General features: G+C 73.0%; 16 protein-coding genes. 13 read left to right on the forward strand and 3 right to left on the reverse strand.

From position 1 onward, the window contains the following. Window positions 1-15 precede the first annotated feature (15 nt). From IE182_RS22960 to IE182_RS22985, 6 genes are all read left to right on the forward strand, one after another. A complete protein-coding gene (locus IE182_RS22960; protein ID WP_190111789.1) occupies window positions 16-813 on the forward strand; it encodes an adenosylcobinamide-GDP ribazoletransferase in 798 nt (265 codons plus the stop codon). Between the two features lie 139 nt (window positions 814-952). Then, on the forward strand, window positions 953-2,473 hold the full coding sequence (locus IE182_RS22965; protein ID WP_190111790.1) for a leucyl aminopeptidase: 1,521 nt from the start codon (window positions 953-955) through the stop codon (window positions 2,471-2,473). A 289-nt stretch (window positions 2,474-2,762) separates the two neighbouring features. Then, a complete protein-coding gene (lpdA, locus tag IE182_RS22970) occupies window positions 2,763-4,151 on the forward strand; it encodes a dihydrolipoyl dehydrogenase (RefSeq protein ID WP_190111791.1) in 1,389 nt (462 codons plus the stop codon). A gap of 49 nt (window positions 4,152-4,200) precedes the next feature. Further along, window positions 4,201-5,994, forward strand: a complete 1,794-nt coding sequence (gene sucB / locus IE182_RS22975; RefSeq protein WP_190111792.1) for a 2-oxoglutarate dehydrogenase, E2 component, dihydrolipoamide succinyltransferase — start codon at window positions 4,201-4,203, stop codon at window positions 5,992-5,994. A gap of 126 nt (window positions 5,995-6,120) precedes the next feature. Then, window positions 6,121-6,744: a GntR family transcriptional regulator gene (locus IE182_RS22980; protein WP_190111793.1), complete on the forward strand. Its 624-nt coding sequence runs from the start codon at window positions 6,121-6,123 to the stop codon at window positions 6,742-6,744. Window positions 6,745-6,931: 187 nt separating this feature from the next. Beyond that, window positions 6,932-7,897, forward strand: coding sequence for a helix-turn-helix transcriptional regulator (locus tag IE182_RS22985; RefSeq protein ID WP_190111794.1), 966 nt, complete (start codon window positions 6,932-6,934; stop codon window positions 7,895-7,897). On the opposite strand, the gene IE182_RS22990 is transcribed toward IE182_RS22985, so the two are convergent. Further along, the gene (locus IE182_RS22990) at window positions 7,888-8,805 is read right to left on the reverse strand and encodes an SDR family oxidoreductase (protein WP_190111795.1); all 918 of its coding nucleotides are present in this window, start codon (window positions 8,803-8,805) and stop codon (window positions 7,888-7,890) included. The genes IE182_RS22985 and IE182_RS22990 overlap by 10 nt on opposite strands. Window positions 8,806-9,017: 212 nt before the next feature. On the opposite strand from IE182_RS22990, the gene IE182_RS22995 reads away from it, so the two are divergent. The 3 genes from IE182_RS22995 to IE182_RS23005 all read left to right on the forward strand — a co-directional run bounded on the left by IE182_RS22995 (window position 9,018) and on the right by IE182_RS23005 (window position 11,978). Beyond that, window positions 9,018-9,536: a DUF4240 domain-containing protein gene (locus IE182_RS22995; protein ID WP_190111840.1), complete on the forward strand. Its 519-nt coding sequence runs from the start codon at window positions 9,018-9,020 to the stop codon at window positions 9,534-9,536. A gap of 18 nt (window positions 9,537-9,554) precedes the next feature. Further along, complete coding sequence (locus IE182_RS23000) at window positions 9,555-10,478, forward strand: TIGR01777 family oxidoreductase (protein ID WP_190111796.1); 924 nt, start codon at window positions 9,555-9,557, stop codon at window positions 10,476-10,478. Window positions 10,479-10,655: 177 nt separating this feature from the next. Further along, window positions 10,656-11,978 (forward strand): NAD(P)/FAD-dependent oxidoreductase, encoded by a 1,323-nt coding sequence (locus IE182_RS23005; RefSeq protein WP_190111797.1) that lies wholly within the window; start codon window positions 10,656-10,658, stop codon window positions 11,976-11,978. A 67-nt stretch (window positions 11,979-12,045) separates the two neighbouring features. Here the strand turns inward: IE182_RS23005 and IE182_RS23010 are convergent, their stop codons facing one another. Next, window positions 12,046-13,503, reverse strand: a complete 1,458-nt coding sequence (locus tag IE182_RS23010; protein WP_190111798.1) for an NsdA family TPR-like regulatory protein — start codon at window positions 13,501-13,503, stop codon at window positions 12,046-12,048. Window positions 13,504-13,779: 276 nt separating this feature from the next. On the opposite strand from IE182_RS23010, the gene lipB reads away from it, so the two are divergent. The 4 genes from lipB (at window position 13,780) to IE182_RS23030 (ending at window position 16,865) form a co-directional block, all read left to right on the forward strand. Next, on the forward strand, window positions 13,780-14,577 hold the full coding sequence (gene lipB / locus IE182_RS23015) for a lipoyl(octanoyl) transferase LipB (protein ID WP_190111799.1): 798 nt from the start codon (window positions 13,780-13,782) through the stop codon (window positions 14,575-14,577). A gap of 97 nt (window positions 14,578-14,674) precedes the next feature. Next, window positions 14,675-15,628, forward strand: coding sequence for a lipoyl synthase (lipA, locus tag IE182_RS23020; protein ID WP_190111800.1), 954 nt, complete (start codon window positions 14,675-14,677; stop codon window positions 15,626-15,628). 282 nt (window positions 15,629-15,910) lie between these two features. Further along, window positions 15,911-16,171 carry an SCO2195 family GlnR-regulated protein gene (locus tag IE182_RS23025; RefSeq protein WP_229845035.1) on the forward strand — a complete coding sequence of 87 codons (261 nt, stop codon included), beginning with the start codon at window positions 15,911-15,913 and terminating at the stop codon, window positions 16,169-16,171. Between the two features lie 10 nt (window positions 16,172-16,181). Further along, window positions 16,182-16,865, forward strand: a complete 684-nt coding sequence (locus IE182_RS23030; RefSeq protein WP_190111801.1) for a DUF4191 domain-containing protein — start codon at window positions 16,182-16,184, stop codon at window positions 16,863-16,865. A 119-nt stretch (window positions 16,866-16,984) separates the two neighbouring features. Here IE182_RS23030 and IE182_RS23035 read toward each other — a convergent pair whose 3' ends face one another. Continuing rightward, the gene (locus IE182_RS23035) at window positions 16,985-17,452 is read right to left on the reverse strand and encodes an RDD family protein (RefSeq protein ID WP_190111802.1); all 468 of its coding nucleotides are present in this window, start codon (window positions 17,450-17,452) and stop codon (window positions 16,985-16,987) included. Between the last annotated feature and the right edge of the window lie 216 nt (window positions 17,453-17,668).

Below are 17,668 nucleotides of genomic sequence, written 5' to 3' on the forward strand. Positions count from 1 at the left end.
GATACCCTGCCCGCGATGACCGACACGACCTCCCCCCGGGCCACCCCCGGCGACGCGCTGCGCTTCGCCTTCGGCACCCTCACCGTCCTGCCCGTGACGCTGACCCGCTGGGACCGGCGGGCCGCACGCGGCGGGATGCTGGCGGCGCCGCTGGCCGGGCTCGTCGTGGGCGGCTGCGCGGCCGCGGCCGGCGCGCTGTTCTGGCTGCTGGGCTCCGGCCCGCTGCTCGCCGCCGTGGTCACGGCCGCGGTGCCCGCGGTCCTCACCCGGGGACTTCACCTGGACGGGCTCGCGGACGTGGCCGACGGGCTGGGCAGCGGCAAGCCCGCCGAGGACGCGCTGCGCATCATGAAGCAGTCCGACATCGGGCCGTTCGGCGTCATCACCCTCCTGCTGACCCTGCTCGGCCAGGTCGCCGCGCTCGACCGGCTCTACGCCGCCGGCTGGACGCACGGCGCCCTCGCCGCGGCCGTCGCGGCCCTCGCCGCGCGCTGCGCCCTCACCCTCGCCTCCCGCGCCGGCGTCCCCGCGGCCCGCCCCGAAGGGCTGGGCGCGGCGGTCGCGGGCGTCGTCCCCGTACGCGCCGCCCTGGCGGTGGCCGCCGCGAGCACCCTCGCGGCCGCCTGCGCCGCCGCCCCGGCGGGACCGTACGCGGCGGTGCACACGGGCCTGGCCGTGCTGCTGGCGCTGGCCGGCGCGGAGTTGCTGCTGCGGCACTGCCGGCGCCGCTTCGGCGGGGTCACCGGCGATGTGTTCGGCGCCCTCGCGGAGACCGCCGCGACCGTCGCCCTGCTGGCCGCGGCCCTGGGCTGAAATGACGCGCGGGGATACGCTCGCACATGCCCAAAGGCCCGATACCGGACGGCATCAGCGTGGCGCATACGATGCGCAGGGTGCGGCCGGCCCACCAGCCTCGGCCGAAAATTCAACGGAAGTAGGGACACCCACCACCGTGACTGCTCTGACTCTCAGCACTTCCAGCGCGGCGACGCTGCGCGCGGACGCCCTTGTCATCGGTGTGGCGAAGGGCCCGAAGGGCCCCGTCGTCGCGCCCGGCGCCGAAGCCGTGGACAAGGCGTTCGACGGCAAGCTGGCCACCGTCCTGGAGACCCTCGGCGCCTCCGGCGGCGAGGGCGAGGTGACGAAGCTGCCCTCCCCCGCCGGCCTCAAGGCCCCGGTCGTGGTGGCGGTCGGCCTGGGTGAGCTGCCGGCGAAGGGCGACGGCTTCGACGAGGAGGCGCTGCGCCGCGCCGCCGGCTGCGCCGCCCGCGCGCTGACCGGCACGAAGAAGGCCGCGTTCGCCCTGCCCGTCGAGGACGCCGGGTCCGCTGCGGCCATCGGCGAGGGCGCGCTGCTGGGTGCGTACTCCTTCAAGGCCCGCAGCAACGGCGGTGCGAAGAAGGACGACAAGAGCGCCCCGCTGAGCGAGGTCGCGATCCTGGGCGGCAAGCCGCGCGACAAGGCGTTCAAGGCCGCCGCCGAGCGTGCCCTCGCCGTGGCCGCCGAGGTCAACCGCGCCCGCGACCTGGTCAACCTCCCCTCCAACGACCTCAACCCCAAGTCGTTCGCCGCCCAGGTCCAGGCCGCGGCCAAGGAGTTCGGCCTGAAGTTCGAGGTGCTGGACGAGAAGGCACTGGTCAAGGGCGGCTACGGCGGTCTGATGGGCGTCGGCCAGGGCTCGGTCAACCCGCCGCGGCTGGTGCGCATCGGCTACACCCACCCGAAGGCGGAGAAGACCCTCGCCCTGGTCGGCAAGGGCATCACCTACGACTCGGGCGGCATCTCCCTGAAGCCGGCCGGCCACAACGAGACCATGAAGTGCGACATGGCCGGCGCCGCCGCCGTGTTCGCCGCGGTCGTGGCCGTCGCCAAGCTCGGCCTGCAGGTCAACGTCACCGGCTGGCTGGCCCTTGCGGAGAACATGCCCTCCGGCAACGCCACCCGTCCGGGCGACGTGCTGAACATGTACAGCGGCAAGACGGTCGAGGTGCTCAACACCGACGCCGAGGGCCGCCTGGTCCTGGCCGACGCGCTGACCCGCGCCTCGGAGGAGAACCCGGACGCCATCGTCGACGTCGCCACCCTGACGGGTGCCATGGTCCTGGCCCTCGGCGACCGGATCTTCGGTGTCATGGCCAACGACGACGCGTTCCGCACCGCGCTGTACGAGATCGCCGAGGAGGTCGGCGAGCAGGCGTGGCCGATGCCGCTCCCCGCCGAGCTGCGCAAGTCCATGGACTCCCCCGTGGCCGACATGGCCAACATGGGTGAGCGCATGGGCGGCGGCCTGGTGGCCGGCCTCTTCCTGCAGGAGTTCGTGGGCGAGGGCATCGCCTGGGCGCACCTGGACATCGCCGGCCCCGCCTTCCACGAGAAGGCCCCCTACGGCTACACCCCGAAGGGTGGCACCGGCTCCTCGGTCCGCACCCTGGTCCGGCTGGCGGAGCGCACCGCCGACGGCGACCTGGGCTGAGCGGGCGGCGGCACCGTACGGCCCCGGGGAATGGTCCGGGGCCGTACGGTGTTGGCTCGTTTGCTCTGAGCGAAAACGCACTTTTCTACGCACTAGTAACCCTAAAAGGTGACGCATCAGTCGTCCCGCTCCCCGGGCCCGGCGTCCCGCCGTCCGTCAACAAGTGCGAAGATGTTGTCTCGGCAGGACAGGGCCCACCCATCACAGGGCCGAAGCAAAGCGGCCGTACGACAGCCGCCGGCCGGTCACCGACGACCGGTCCGGCGCACCCATGCATGGAGGACGTGACGTGGCGAACGACGCCAGCACCGTTTTCGACCTAGTGATCCTCGGAGGCGGTAGCGGCGGTTACGCCGCTGCCCTGCGCGGAGCGCAGCTGGGTCTCGACGTCGCCCTGATCGAGAAGGACAAGCTGGGCGGCACCTGCCTGCACCGCGGCTGCATCCCCACCAAGGCTCTGCTGCACGCGGGCGAGATCGCCGACCAGGCCCGCGAGGCCGAGCAGTTCGGTGTCAAGGCCGCCCTGGAGGGCATCGACATCGCCGGCGTCCACAAGTACAAGGACGACGTGATCTCGGGCCTGTACAAGGGTCTGCAGGGCCTGGTCGCCTCCCGCAAGATCACCTACGTGACCGGCGAGGGCCGCCTGTCCTCCCCGACCTCCGTCGAGGTGGGCGGCCAGACCTACACCGGCCGCCACGTCCTGCTGGCCACCGGCTCCGTGCCGAAGTCGCTGCCGGGCCTGACCATCGACGGCGACCGCGTCATCTCCTCCGACCACGCGCTGGTCCTGGACCGCGTGCCGAAGTCCGCGATCGTGCTGGGCGGCGGCGTCATCGGCGTCGAGTTCGCCTCCGCGTGGAAGTCCTTCGGCGTGGACGTCACCATCGTCGAGGCGCTCCCCCACCTCGTCCCGGTCGAGGACGAGAACAGCTCCAAGCTGCTGGAGCGCGCCTTCCGCAAGCGCGGCATCAACTTCTCCCTCGGTTCCCGCTTCTCGGGCGTGGAGTACACCGCCGACGGCGTGAAGGTCTCGCTGGAGAACGGCAAGACCTTCGAGGCCGAGCTGCTGCTCGTCGCCGTGGGCCGCGGCCCGGTCTCCCAGGGCCTGGGCTACGAGGAGGCCGGCGTCGCGATGGACCGCGGCTACGTCCTCGTCGACGAGTACATGCAGACCAACGTGCCGACCATCTCGGCCGTCGGTGACCTCGTCCCGACCCTCCAGCTCGCGCACGTCGGCTTCGCCGAGGGCATCCTGGTGGCAGAGCGGCTGGCCGGTCTCAAGCCCGTGCCGGTCGACTACGACGGCGTGCCGCGCGTCACGTACTGCCACCCCGAGGTCGCTTCGGTCGGCATCACCGAGGCCAAGGCCAAGGAGCTGTACGGCGCCGACAAGGTCGTCGCCCTGAAGTACAACCTCGCGGGCAACGGCAAGAGCAAGATCCTGAAGACCGCGGGCGAGATCAAGCTCGTCCAGGTGCGGGACGGTGCCGTCGTCGGCGTCCACATGGTCGGCGACCGTATGGGTGAGCAGGTCGGCGAAGCCCAGCTGATCTACAACTGGGAGGCCCTGCCCGCCGAGGTCGCGCAGCTCATCCACGCGCACCCGACGCAGAGCGAGGCTCTGGGCGAGGCCCACCTGGCCCTGGCCGGCAAGCCGCTGCACTCGCACGACTGAGTCCCGAGCGCACCACCATCCGCACTAATCGTAAGGAGCAACCGCAATCATGGCGGTTTCCGTAACCCTGCCGGCGCTCGGCGAGAGCGTGACCGAGGGCACCGTCACCCGTTGGCTCAAGGCCGAGGGTGAGCGCGTGGAGGCCGACGAGCCGCTGCTCGAGGTCTCCACCGACAAGGTCGACACCGAGATCCCGGCCCCCGCGGCCGGCATCCTCGCCTCCATCAAGGTGGCCGAGGACGAGACCGTCGAGGTCGGCTCCGAGCTGGCCATCATCGACGACGGCACCGGCGCCCCGGCCGCCGCCCCGGCTCCGGCCGCGGCCGCTGCCGAGGCCCCCGCCGCCGAGCCCGCCCCGGCCCCCGTGGCCGAGGCCCCCGCCGCTCCGGCTCCGGCCGCCGCCGAGGCCCCGGCCGCTCCGGCCGCCGGTGCCGCCGAGGGCACCGACGTGGTCCTGCCCGCGCTGGGCGAGTCGGTCACCGAGGGCACCGTCACCCGCTGGCTCAAGGAGGTCGGCGAGACGGTCGAGGCCGACGAGCCGCTGCTTGAGGTCTCCACCGACAAGGTCGACACCGAGATCCCCGCCCCGGCCTCCGGCACCCTGCTGGAGATCCTGGTCGGCGAGGACGAGACCGCCGAGGTCGGCGCCAAGCTCGCCGTCATCGGTGTCGCGGGTGCCGCTCCGGCCGCCGCCCCGGCTCCGGCCGCCCCGGCCGCTGCTCCGGCTCCGGCCGCTGCCCCGGCTCCGGCCCCCGCCGCTCCGGCTCCGGCCGCCGCCGCCCCGGCCGCTCCGGCCCCGCCCCCGGCTCCGGCCGCCCCGGCTCCGGTGGCCCCGGCCGCCCCGGCTCCGGTGGCCCCGGCCGCTCCGGCCGCCCCGGCCCCCGCCGCCGTCACCCCGGCGGCCGACGGCGCCTACGTCACCCCGCTGGTGCGCAAGCTCGCCGCCGAGTCCGGCGTCGACCTGGGCACCGTCGCGGGCACCGGCGTCGGTGGCCGCATCCGCAAGCAGGACGTCATCGCCGCCGCCGAGGCCGCCAAGGCCGCGCAGGCCCCGGCCGTCGCGCCGGCTGCCGCCCCGGCCGCCGCCGCGCCGAAGGCTCCGGCTCTGGAGGCGTCCCCGCTGCGCGGTCAGACGGTCAAGATGCCGCGCATGCGCAAGGTCATCGCCGACAACATGATGAAGGCGCTGCACGGCCAGGCGCAGCTGACCTCCGTGGTCGAGGTGGACATCACCAAGATCATGCGGATGCGCAACAAGGCCAAGGACGCCTTCGCCGCCCGTGAGGGCGTCAAGCTGTCCCCGATGCCGTTCTTCGTCAAGGCCGCCGTCCAGGCGCTGAAGGCCCACCCGGTCATCAACGCCCGGATCAACGAGGACGAGAACACCATCACCTACTTCGACTCCGAGAACGTCGGCATCGCCGTCGACTCGGAGAAGGGCCTGATGACCCCGGTCATCAAGGGTGCGGGTGACCTCAACATCGCGGGCATCGCCAAGAAGACCGCGGAGCTGGCGGGCAAGGTCCGTTCCAGCAAGATCAGCCCGGACGACCTGGCCGGCGCGACCTTCACGATCAGCAACACCGGCTCGCGCGGTGCGCTGTTCGACACGGTCATCGTGCCTCCGAACCAGGTCGGCATCCTGGGTATCGGTGCGACCGTCAAGCGCCCGGTGGTCATCAACCACCCGGAGCTCGGCGAGACCATCGCGATCCGCGACATGACGTACCTGGCGCTGTCCTACGACCACCGCCTGGTGGACGGTGCCGACGCGGCCCGTTACCTGACCACGGTCAAGCAGATCCTGGAGGCCGCCGAGTTCGAGACCGAGATCGGTCTCTGACCCGAGCGCCTTCGACGGTGAGCGCTGAAGGGCGCGGCCCCGGCTCCGTACTCCGTACGGGCCGGGGCCGCGCCCTTCCGTCTGCCCCGATAATGACGTATCCGGCAGATCCGACCAAGGAGAGAAATGACCCCGCCCGTCGTGCATTCGCTGCGCGAGCAGATCCGCGAGCACATCCTCGAAGGGATCGTGAGCGGCCGCTGGCAGCCGGGCGAGCGCATCGTGGAGCGCCGGATCGCCGCCGAGCTGCTGGTCAGCCAGACCCCGGTGCGCGAGGCGCTGCGCGAGCTGGAGTCGCTGCGGCTGATCGAGTCCGTGCCCAACAAGGGCGTGCGGGTCCGTGACCTGAGCGCCGCCGACCTCAAGGAGAGCTACCCGGTCCGGGCGGGCCTGGAGCAGGTGGCCGCCGAGCTGGCCGCGGAAACCCTGGCCGAGGACGTCTCGGCGCTGGAGCGGGAGGTGGCCGCCCTTGAGGTGGCGGACCGCGCGGGCGACAGCGAGGCGCAGGCCCGCCACACGGTCGCCTTCCACCGCGAGATCGTGCGGGCCGCCCGGAACTCGGTGCTGCTGCACACCTGGGAGTCGCTGGGCATCGAGGTGTGGACGACGCTGTCGATCCGCTGGCTGAGCCCGGAGCCGCGGACCCACGCCGAGGACCACGCGGAGATCGTCCGGGCCTTCCGGCGGCGCGATCCCGCCATCGGCGAGGTCCTCAAGCGGCACGTGCTGAACTGCGCACCGCAAATCTGACGGCCAGGCATTGATCGATCATCGATCAAAGGCGTATCGTCTCCGCCGGAGCCGCGTCGCGCGCCCTGTCCTGTGACGCGGAGCGGCTCAGGGGTGACGACAGGACCCCGCGCGCTCGTCCATGCCCTGGCTCGGCACGCGGGCTCCTGTCGTCACGCCCCGCAGTGGCCCCCGGCATCATGGGGCCATGCGTGCGGCCCGTCTGATCAAACTGATGCTCCTGCTCCAGTCCCGCCCGTCGATGACCGGCCCGGAGCTCGCGCACCACCTCGAGGTCTCGGAGCGCACGGTCTCGCGGGACGTCCTCGCCCTGTCCGAGGCGGGCGTCCCCGTCTACGCCGACCGCGGCCGCACCGGCGGCTACCGCCTCATCGGCGGGTACCGCACCCGTCTGACGGGCCTGGGCCGCACGGAGGCCGAGGCGCTCTTCCTCTCCGGCGTGCCGTCGGCGCTGCGCGACATGGGCCTGGCCGACGCCGCCTCCGCCGCCCGTCTGAAGGTCTCCGCCGCCCTCCTGCCCGAGCTGAGCGACGCGCCCGCGAGCGCGGCCCAGCGCTTCCACCTCGACGCCCCCGGCTGGTGGCAGCCCCACGACCCGCCCCCTGCGCTGCCCGCCCTCGCCGACGCCGTCTGGGACGACCGCCGCATCACGGCCCGCTACCGGCGGCGGGAGACGGAGGCCGAGCGGGAGCTGGAGCCGTACGGGCTCGTCCTGAAGGCCGGCGTCTGGTACGTGGCGGCCCGGTCCGGCGACGACTTCCGCGTCTACCGTGCCGACCGCTTCACCGCGGTGACGGTCGGCGCGGAGCGCTTCCACCGCGCCGGCGACTTCGACCTGCCGGGCTTCTGGGAGGAGCGGGCGGCGCAGTTCGCCCGCTCGATCCTGCGCGACCGGGTGGAGCTGCGGCTGAGCCCGGAGGGAGTGCGCCTGCTGCCGCACGTCACCGATCCCGTGGCGGCCCGGGAGGCCCTGGCGGAGGCCGGCCCGCCGGACGAGCGGGGCCGTACGACGCTCACGCTGCCCGTGGAGACGCAGGAGGTGGCGTACGCCCAGCTGCTGGGCCTGGGGCCGGAGGCGGAGGTGCTGGGGCCGCCGGAGCTGCGCGAGCGGTTCGCGCGGGCTGCGGCCCGGAGCGCCGGCCTCTACCGGTAGTCGTCGGCGGGGGCGTCCTTGCCGCCGAAGACCACGTCCTTGAAGTACGCGAAGCAGTCGGGCCGCGAGCCGTCCAGGTCGTCGAAGCCGTACGCCGCGGCCAGCTCGCCGCTGGAGAGCGACCTGCCGTTCCAGCGGGCGCGGTCCGGGTCGGCGGCGAGGGCGGCCACGGCCCGCCCGATGAACGCGGGGGACTCGGAGATGGCGAAGTGCGGGCTCCTCGCCACCGCGTCCCGCCAGGTGGCCTCGGTGACGCCGAAGTGGTCGAGCATCTCCTCCGAGCGCAGGAAGCCGGGCGTGAGGGAGACGGCCGTGCCGCCGTGCTCCTCGATCTCCCGGGCGAGGCCGAAGGCCATGCGGATGGGGGCGTACTTGGCCAGGTCGAAGAAGAGGTTGCCCCGGTAGGTGCGGTTGAACTCCTCCGTGCCGTCCGTGACCTCCACGACCAGCCCCCCGGGCCGCCGGACGAGCAGCGGGAGGGCGAAGTGGCTGGTGATCGCGTGCGTGTCGACGGACAGCCGCAGCATCCGCAGCCCCTTCTCCAGGTCCACCTCCCAGACCTTCGTGTCGAACTCGATCAGGTGATCCCCGCCCCACACGTCGTTGACGAGGACGTCGAGCCGCCCGTGGTCGCGGTCGATGCGTTCGACGAGGGCCCGCACCTGTGCGGGCTCCAGGTGGTCGATGGGCACGGCGATGCCGGTGCCGCCCGCGGCCGTCACCAGCCCGGCGGTCTCCTCGATGGTCTCGGGGCGGTTCACCTCGCTGCGCCGTCCGCGGGTCGAGCGCCCCGTCGCGTAGACGACGGCGCCCCGGGCGCCCAGCTGCACGGCCATGGCCCGTCCGGCGCCGCGCGTGGCCCCCGCGACCAGGCACACACGGCCTTCCAGGTCCTTCGGCGCGTTCATGAACGGTCTCCTCTCGTCACCTCTTGCTGACGGGACCGACGCTCCCACCGAATCCGGACACCTTCTGTCGTGATTTCCGGGGCGACCGGAATTTCCGGGCCGACCGGACCTCGGACCACATCCGGCCGCACCCGGCTCACCGATAACAACACGGCCGCATCCGGCCCGCCCGGGGTGCGTGGCCCGGCGGCAGGCCCGATGCTGGTCCCGTGATGGACGAGACGGAGTTCTGGGAGCTGATCGACAGCACGCGCGAAGCCGCCGACGGGGACGCCCAGGACCAGGCGGACCTTCTGATCGAGAGGCTGACGCAGCTCGACCCCGACGCCGTGCTCGACTTCTCCCGGCACTTCGAGGCGCGGTACAACCGCGCGTACCTGTGGGACCTGTGGGGGGCCGCGGGCGTGCTGCTCGGCGGTGCGAGCGACGACGCCTTCGACTACTTCCGCTGCTGGCTGATCGGCCAGGGCCGGGAGGTGTTCGAGGGCGCGGTGCACGACCCGGACGCGCTCGCGGACCTCCTGGAGGACTTCGACGAAGAGGTGGACGGGGACGGGGAGGACCTGGGGTACGCGGCGGACGAGGCGTACGAGCAGCTGACGGGGGTCGAGACCCCCGACCTGGGCCTGCCGCCCCCGCCGCCCGAGCCGCTCGGCACGCCCGTCGACCTGGAGGACGAGGCGGCGCTGGCGGAACGCTTCCCCAAGGTGTGGGACAGGTTCGGCTCCTGACCGGGTAGAGGTCCGCTCATGCGTATTGCGGTAACAGGTTCGACCGGCCTGATCGGCACGGCTCTCGTGCGCTCCCTGGAGGCCGACGGCCACGAGGTCGTGCGCCTCGTCCGCCGCCCGCCCCGGCACTCCGGCGAGGTGCAGTGGGACCCGCGGCGGCCGGGAGCACCTGCCGGCGGTGGCCGGGGGAGGATGAACACCGAGGCCCTCGCCGGCTGCGAGGCCGTGGTGCACCTGGCCGGGGCGGCGATCGGCGGCCACCGCTGGACGGACGCCTACAAGAAGGAGATCCGCGACAGCCGGGTGCACGGCACGGGGGCGATCGCCCAGGCCGTGGCGGCGCTCGCCACCCCGCCCCGCGTCCTGCTGAGCGCCAGCGCGATCGGCATCTACGGCGACACCGGCGACCGGACGGTCGACGAGAGCACCCCGCCCGGCAGCGGCTTCCTGGCCGAGGTCTGCCAGGAGTGGGAGGAGGCGACGGGCGCGGCCGTGGAGGCGGGCGTCCGCACGGTGCTCCTGCGCACCGGCCTGGTCGTCTCCCGCGACGGAGGAGCCTGGAAAAGCATGCTGCCGCTCTTCCGGTTCGGCCTCGGCGGGCGGCTGGGGAGCGGCCGGCAGTACTGGAGCTTCATCGCCCTGCAGGACCACGTCGCAGCCGTGCGCCACCTGCTGGACGCCCCGTCGCTCTCCGGCCCGTTCAACCTCACCGCACCGCATCCGGTCACCAACCGCGAGGCGACCGAGGCCACGGGGCGCGTGCTGAAGCGTCCGACGCCCTTGCCGGCGCCCGCTCCGGCGCTCAGGCTCGTCCTGGGCGAACTGGCCGGTGAGGTCCTGGCCAGCCAGCGCGTCCTGCCGCGCCGCCTGCTGGAGTCCGGCTTCTCCTTCGCCCACCCGGACGTCGAGAGCGCCGTACGCGCGTCGCTGCCGGGCGGCTGACGCTCCCCCGCCCCGCATCGGGACGGTGCCGCGTGCGACCACCGTGCGACCGTGCTCGCCCTGTGCGCGACTGTTATTGACCGGAATTCTCTCTACGGTCGAGGCGAACTCGCGCATCGCCGCCGCCGGTTGAGGGCATCAGGCCCCCGAGCGAGCGGACCGACCCCGGGAGGGCACGTGCTCAGCAGCGCACGCCACACCGCACACCACGCTGACGTCGTCATCGTGGGCGCCGGCCTCGCCGGCCTGACTGCGGCTCACCATCTCACCAGCGCCGGGGTAACAGTCACCGTCCTGGAGGAAGCCCCTTACCCGGGCGGCCGCATGACCACCGAGGAGATCGACGGCTTCCGGCTGGACCGCACGGGCCAGCTGCTCAACACCTCCTTCCCGGAGCTCTTCCGCACCCCCGGCCTGGAGGCCCTCAAGCTGCGCCCCTTCACCCCCGGGGTGCTGGTCCACACCGACGGCCGCAACCTCCGCACCGGCGAACTGCGGGGTGCCAAGCGCGCCTTCACCACCGCCCGGGCCTTCGCCGCGGCCCGCGCCTCCCGCAGCGCCGGCCTCGACCAGGCGCGGCTCGGCGCGGCCCTGGCCCGCCTCGCGTCACTGCCCATGGACCGCATGCTGGCCCGCCCCGACCGGCCCACGGCGGCGACCCTCGCCGGCCGCGGCCTGCCGGCCCGGACCGTGGAGGGCTTCCTGCGCCCGCTGCTGACCTCCCTGCTGTCGGACCCGGACCTCACCACGTCCAGCCGCTGCGCGGACCTGGTCCTGCGCGGCTACGCCCGCGGCCGCCTGTGCCTGCCGGCCGGGGGCGCGGGCGTGCTGCCCCGGCTCCTGGCCGCCCAGCTGCCGCCGGAGACGGTCCGTACGGGCGTCCAGGCCACGTCCGTCGGCACCACGTCCGTCGCCACGGCGGCGCACGGGGAGGTCAGGTGCCGCTCGGTGATCGTGGCGACGGGCGCGCGGGCCGCCGCGGAGCTGATCCCGGGCCTGCGACTGCCCGGCTTCCACCCGGTGACGGTCCTCCACCACACCGCCGACGCCCCGCCGCTGCGGGACGCCTCGCTGCTGCTGACCGGCACCCGCCGGGGCCCGGTCGCCCACACCACGGTGGCCAGCGAGGTGGACCCCGACCGCGCGCCCCGGGGCCGCACCCTGATCACGTCCACGGTCCTGGGCGCGGCGGCGGCCCTGCCCGTCACCGAGCTGGACCGCCGGGCGCGGGCCCAGCTGTCCCACGTCTACAACACCTCGACCACGGCGTGGCGGCTGCTGTCCGCCCACCACGATCCGGACGCGGTCCCGGCGATGCCGGCCCCTCACGACGTCCGCCGCCAGGTCCGCCTCCTGTCGGGTCTCTACGTCTGCGGCGACCACCGCGACACCAGCACGGTCCAGGGCGCCCTCTTCTCGGGCCGCCGCGCCGCCCAGGCGGTCCTGCACGACCTGGGCATCCGCCCGGGCTACGCCGCGCAGACGCTGCGGGCGGCGTAGCCGCATCCCGGCCGCCCGACCGCCGGGCGGGTGGCCGGGCGCGGTGCCGCCGGAGGCGTCGGCCGGGCTAGAGTCCGGCCACCTTCTCCCGGTAGGCCCGGACGGCCGCCGCGTCCCGGTACGGCTCCAGCCGGCGCTCGAAGTCCCGTACGTACTCCAGCGCCCGCACCGAGCGCATCTCCGCGGCCTGCTGCGCCGCCTCCGCGCCCAGCAGGCACGCCTGCTCCAGCTCGCCCAGTCCGAGCCGCGCCGCCGCCAGCACCACCCGGCAGAACAGCCGGCTGCGCGCGTACGCCGGGCTCCGCAGCTGCAGCGACCGTTCCGCGTGCTGTGCGGCGGCCCGGTACTGCTGCAGGTCGCGGTGGCAGTGCGCGAACTCGTCGGCGAGGTGCGCCTCGTCGAAGAACCGGGCCCAGTACGGCACGTCGTCGCCCGCCCGCGAGCTCTCCAGTGCCCGTTCCGCCCGCGCCAGGGACGCCGAGCAGGCCCGTACCTCGCCCAGCACTCCGTGCCCGCGCGCCTCCACCGCGTGCAGCAGCGACTGGACCACCGGCGGCGCCCCGGAGCCGACGCCCTGCTGGGCGACGCGCGCGAGCTGCACGGCCTCGCGTCCGTGGCCCAGGTAGACGGCCTGCCGGCTCATCGTGACGAGGACGTACGAGCCGTAGGCCCGGTCCCCGGCGGCCTGGGCCAGCCGCAGCGCCTGCACGTAGTAGCGCTGGGCGAGCCCGTGCGCCGCGATGTCGTACGAGGTCCACCCGGCGAGCCGGGTCAGGTCGGCCGCGGCGGCGAACAGCCGCCGCCCGGTCGTCTCCCCGTACGTCCCGCGCAGCATCGGCTCGGTCTCGTGCTCCAGATAGCGCACGAGCGCCTGCCGGGCGTGCCCGCCGCCGTAGGCGTGGTCGATGGTCCGGAAGAGCTCGCCGACGGACCGCAGGGCCGCGATGTCGCCCATGGAGACCCGGCTGCCCGGTGCCCGCTCGGTGAGCCGCTGCCGGGGCAGCGACACCTGCCCGCCGCGCGCCTGCAGCGGCAGGCGCGCGCCCTCGGCCGAGGGCGCGGGGCCGGCGCCGCGCGCCACCCGTTCGTCCGCACGCCCGATGAGCCAGTCGCGGCTCGGCACCACCAGCCCGGCCGGGGTGAAGGCGATCTTCCGTAGCTCGGTGTGGCTGCCGGAGTCCTTGCGCCAGAGGCCGCTGACGATGTCAATGGCCTCCTCCGGCGACGCGGCGAATTCCAGCCCGGCGTACACGGGGGCGCATGCGTCGAGCCCGAGGTCCTGCGCCGACAGCCGGCGCCCGAGCCGCCGGGTGAACACCTCGGCGATCAGGGCGGGCGTGGTCCCCCGCGGCTGCTGCCCGCGCAGCCACCGGGTGACGGAGGTTTTGTCGTACCGCAGGTCGAGGCCGTGCTCTAGGCCCAGTTGGTCGACGCGGCGGGCCAGGCCCGCATTGGAGAAGCCGGCCTCCGCGATGAGCGCAGCGAGCTGACGGTTGGGGATGCGCTGTGGGGGTCGTTCCGTCATCAGCCTGCCGGTCTCCCTGGATCTTTCCTGGATCTTTGTTCCTGGAACGGCGTGAACTTAGCGGCCCCCGCCGCCCCGATCGCCACCTTCGCCCCGCATTCATCCGATCGTGTGAGGACAGATCAAATAGCCGCGGAGGGTCACTCCGGGCGACGGCCGCCTGCGGGGTTGCCGGCGCCCCGCCGTACAGTGGCAAGGGCGTGTCGCACGCCGAGAGACACCGAGACCGAGCGAGACGGACCGGGGGACGAGCCACCGGTGCGAAGAGGAGCTGCCGTGACTGAGCTGCGCTTTGTCCACCTGGGCTTCGGGCCGGACGCCGTCGAGTACCAGGAGGCGTGGCAGGAGCAGCGCAGGGTCCACGCGGCCCGGTTCGCGGACGAGATCCCGGACACCTGCCTGCTGCTGGAGCACCCGGCGGTCTACACGGCCGGACGGCGCACGGAAGACAACGAGCGCCCCTTGGACGGCACCCCGGTGGTGGACGTCGACCGCGGCGGGAAGATCACCTGGCACGGCCCCGGCCAGCTCGTCGGCTACCCCATCCTCAAGCTCCCCCGCCCGGTGGACGTGATCGCCCACGTGCGCCGCCTGGAGGAGGCCCTGATCCGCACCTGCGCGGAGCTCGGCCTGGAGACCACCCGGGTGGAAGGCCGCAGTGGCGTCTGGGTGCTGGGCGATCCGGTGGAGCAGCGCCCGGCCCTCGGCGGGCTGAGCCTGGACTTCGACCCGCGGCTGACGGACGAGGAGTTCGACCCCCGGCTGAACGGCCCGGAGTACGCCCCGTCCAACGCCGGCCAGCGCCGCGAGGACCGCAAGCTGGCGGCGATCGGCATCCGCATCGCCAAGGGCGTCACCATGCACGGCTTCGCCATGAACTGTGATCCGGACAACACCTGGTTCGACCGCATCGTGCCCTGTGGCATCCGCGACGCCGGTGTGACCTCGCTCTCCAATGAGCTGGGCCGGAAGGTGACCGTGGCCGAGGTGGTTCCCCTGGTGGAGAAGCATCTGCGGGAGGTCCTCGAGTCGCAGGAGCCCCTCCCCCGGGCCGTGGCGGCCCAGGCGGGCTGACGGCCCGGCCCCGTTGCGGGCCGGCGTCGTCAGAGCAGAGGAAATAACGGGCGTACCCTGGTGTTCGCCGAGGAATCGAAGTCATAGGGAGCCGGACGTGTCCGCTGTCGCACCCGACGGACGCAAGATGCTGCGCTTGGAGGTCCGGAACGCCCAGACCCCCATCGAGCGGAAGCCCGAGTGGATCAAGACCCGCGCGAAGATGGGCCCCGAGTACAAGGAACTCCATGGCCTGGTGAAGCGCGAGGGCCTGCACACCGTGTGCCAGGAGGCCGGCTGTCCCAACATCTACGAGTGCTGGGAGGACCGGGAGGCGACGTTCCTCATCGGCGGCGACCAGTGCACCCGGCGGTGTGACTTCTGCCAGATCGACACGGGCAAGCCGCAGGCGCTGGACCGCGACGAGCCGCGCCGCGTGGGCGAGTCCGTCGTGGCGATGGACCTGAACTACGCCACCATCACCGGCGTCGCCCGCGACGACCTGGAGGACGGCGGCGCCTGGCTGTACGCCGAGACCGTGCGCGAGATCCACCGGCAGACCGCCGGCCGCGAGGGCGGTCACACCAAGGTGGAGCTGCTCGCCCCCGACTTCAACGCGGTCCCGGAGCTGCTCGAAGAGGTCTTCGACGCCCGCCCCGAGGTCTTCGCGCACAACGTCGAGACGGTCCCGCGCATCTTCAAGCGGATCCGTCCGGGCTTCCGCTACGAGCGCTCGCTGGAGGTCATCACCCGCGCCCGCACGGCCGGCCTGGTGACCAAGTCCAACCTGATCCTCGGCATGGGCGAGACCCGCGAGGAGATCAGCGAGGCCCTGCAGGACCTGCACGACGCGGGCTGCGACCTGATCACCATCACCCAGTACCTGCGCCCGTCGGTGCGCCACCACCCCGTGGAGCGCTGGGTGAAGCCGCAGGAGTTCGTGGAGCTGAAGGAGGAGGCCGAGGAGATCGGCTTCGCCGGCGTCATGTCCGGCCCCCTCGTCCGTTCCTCGTACCGCGCGGGTCGCCTGCACCAGCAGGCCATGGAGCGACGCAGCCGGGCCGAGGCGTAGCCCGACGGCACCGACGCGTACCGACCGTCCGACGCGGCCCGTACCCTCCGGCGACAGCCGGGAAGGTACGGGCCGCGTCAACGTTTCATAGGTGTTTGACCAACAGGTCATCCATTGGTAACACCGTTCAGTGACGATAGGTGTACGCACAGCAGTACGACCCCACCGGGTACGGCTGTGCACAACCGTGTGCACACCCCCGTGCACGACCCCCGTTCGGCCCACTGCACGACCTCGCCCTCCACGCCTACGCATCCTTCCGCTCCCGAGGGGAAAACCGACATGCAGGCCGCGCCCGGTACCGCAGTTCTGGCGACCGTCACCAGCGCCTCGTCCACCTTGCCTTCCACGCTCTCCGTACGGCCCCCGTCCGTCACCGGGGCCCTGCGCGCGCTGGAGGGGCTGCTGATGCGCGGCGGACAGCGCACAGCCCGCCGGAACGCCTGGACGGCGGTGCTGGAGGACCGGCGCCGGGCGAAGGACCGCCGGGAGGCGCAGCACGTGCTGGAGGCCGTGGCGGCCCCCGGTCCGCAGGCGACGTAAACTGCGCCGTATGGCGAGGAAGGAAACATCCGAGAACCCCGGGCGACTGAAGCAGATCGCCCTGACCTACAAGATGACCAAGAAGGTCGACTCGAAGGTCGGTCTTGTCGTCGCAGCTGTGGGCATTGTCACCTTCGGTGTACTCCTTGCCATCGGCTTCTGGATCGACCACCCGGTCTACCTGGGCATCCTGGGCTTCCTGCTGGCATTCCTCGCGATGGCGATCGTCTTCGGACGCCGCGCCGAGCGCGCCGCCTTCGGGCAGATGGAGGGCCAGCCGGGAGCGGCTGCCGCGGTCCTGGAGAACATCCGGCGCGGTGGCTGGACGACGACGCCCGCGGTCGCGATGAACCGCAACCAGGACGTCGTCCACCGGGCCGTCGGCAAGGCGGGCATCGTGCTGGTCGGCGAGGGCAACCCGAACCGGGTCAAGGCCCTGCTGGCGGCCGAGAAGAAGCGCATGGCGCGCATCGTCGCGGACGTGCCGGTGCACGACATCGTCGTGGGTGACGGCGAGGGCCAGGTGTCGCTGAAGAAGCTGCACACCACCCTGCTGAAGCTGCCGCGGGTGCTGCCGGGCGCGCAGGTGACGGCCGTGAACGACCGTCTGCGGGCGCTGGGCGACCTGATGAGCAACATGCCGATCCCGAAGGGCCCGATGCCCAAGGGCACGAGAATGCCGAAGGGCCGCTGACGCGGCGGCACACGAACCGTAGGAGAAACGGGGCGGGGCGGGAACGATGAGTTCCCGCCCCGCCCCGTTGTGCGTCGCGCGTTGCGTGTGCGGCAGTGGTCCTAGATCCGCACCTGGTCCTAGATCCGCACCTGGACGGCGCGGGCGAGCCGGTCGTGCAGGCCGCGGGTGTCGCGGTCCCAGACCACGGCGGGGACGACGAGGAGGAGGAGCACGCTGCGCAGCAGGACGCGCGGCAGGGACAGCCGGGCGCCGTCCTCGCCGATGACGCGCAGGCCCAGCAGCCGCTTGCCGGGGGTGCTGCCGACGGTGCCGACGGTGAGCAGGCTGAGCAGCAGGAAGATCAGCAGGGCCCAGTTGCCGGCGCGCTGGGGGTCGCCGCCGGCGAGGAAGCCGTAGGCGATGAGCATGCAGAGCGCCCAGTCGATGACGAGGGCCCCGACGCGCCGGCCGATGGGCGCGACGGCCCCCGGCCCGCTCTCCGGCAGCCCGAGGCGCTCGCCGCGGTGGCCGAATTCGATCCCCATGTCCTCCGCGGCCGCGCGGGGACCGGAAAGCCATGATCCGATTGCTTGCCTGTTGTCCACCCATCCACGGTACTGCGACCGCATACGTTCTCCGGGGGCCGGGTGGGGGGAAAGCACCGCAGGTACGAGGCACCGGCACGAGAGGGCACGTGACGTCGACCGCGCGGCGGTTAACCTCGGCGAAACAAATGGGTCATGCTTGGGAAATCCCGTCTCTCTAGGGTCGGCCGCAGCGCGCCATTGCGATACGGACCGCGCCACCGAAGCAATCCCCGA

The sequence above is a fragment of the Streptomyces cinnamoneus genome (genome assembly GCF_014650495.1).
Lineage (GTDB): Bacteria > Actinomycetota > Actinomycetes > Streptomycetales > Streptomycetaceae > Streptomyces > Streptomyces cinnamoneus.

Excerpts from the sequence above, each read along its gene's own strand:
- IE182_RS22980 (WP_190111793.1), top strand. The coding sequence starts at position 6,121 with ATGACCCCGCCCGTCGTGCATTCGCTGCGCGAGCAGATCCGCGAGCAC.
- IE182_RS23025 (WP_229845035.1), top strand. The coding sequence starts at position 15,911 with ATGCAGGCCGCGCCCGGTACCGCAGTTCTGGCGACCGTCACCAGCGCC.
- sucB (WP_190111792.1), top strand. The coding sequence starts at position 4,201 with ATGGCGGTTTCCGTAACCCTGCCGGCGCTCGGCGAGAGCGTGACCGAG.
- IE182_RS22995 (WP_190111840.1), top strand. The coding sequence starts at position 9,018 with ATGGACGAGACGGAGTTCTGGGAGCTGATCGACAGCACGCGCGAAGCC.
- IE182_RS22990 (WP_190111795.1), bottom strand. The coding sequence starts at position 8,805 with ATGAACGCGCCGAAGGACCTGGAAGGCCGTGTGTGCCTGGTCGCGGGG.
- IE182_RS23010 (WP_190111798.1), bottom strand. The coding sequence starts at position 13,503 with ATGACGGAACGACCCCCACAGCGCATCCCCAACCGTCAGCTCGCTGCG.
- IE182_RS23030 (WP_190111801.1), top strand. The coding sequence starts at position 16,182 with ATGGCGAGGAAGGAAACATCCGAGAACCCCGGGCGACTGAAGCAGATC.
- IE182_RS22960 (WP_190111789.1), top strand. The coding sequence starts at position 16 with ATGACCGACACGACCTCCCCCCGGGCCACCCCCGGCGACGCGCTGCGC.
- IE182_RS22985 (WP_190111794.1), top strand. The coding sequence starts at position 6,932 with ATGCGTGCGGCCCGTCTGATCAAACTGATGCTCCTGCTCCAGTCCCGC.
- IE182_RS23000 (WP_190111796.1), top strand. The coding sequence starts at position 9,555 with ATGCGTATTGCGGTAACAGGTTCGACCGGCCTGATCGGCACGGCTCTC.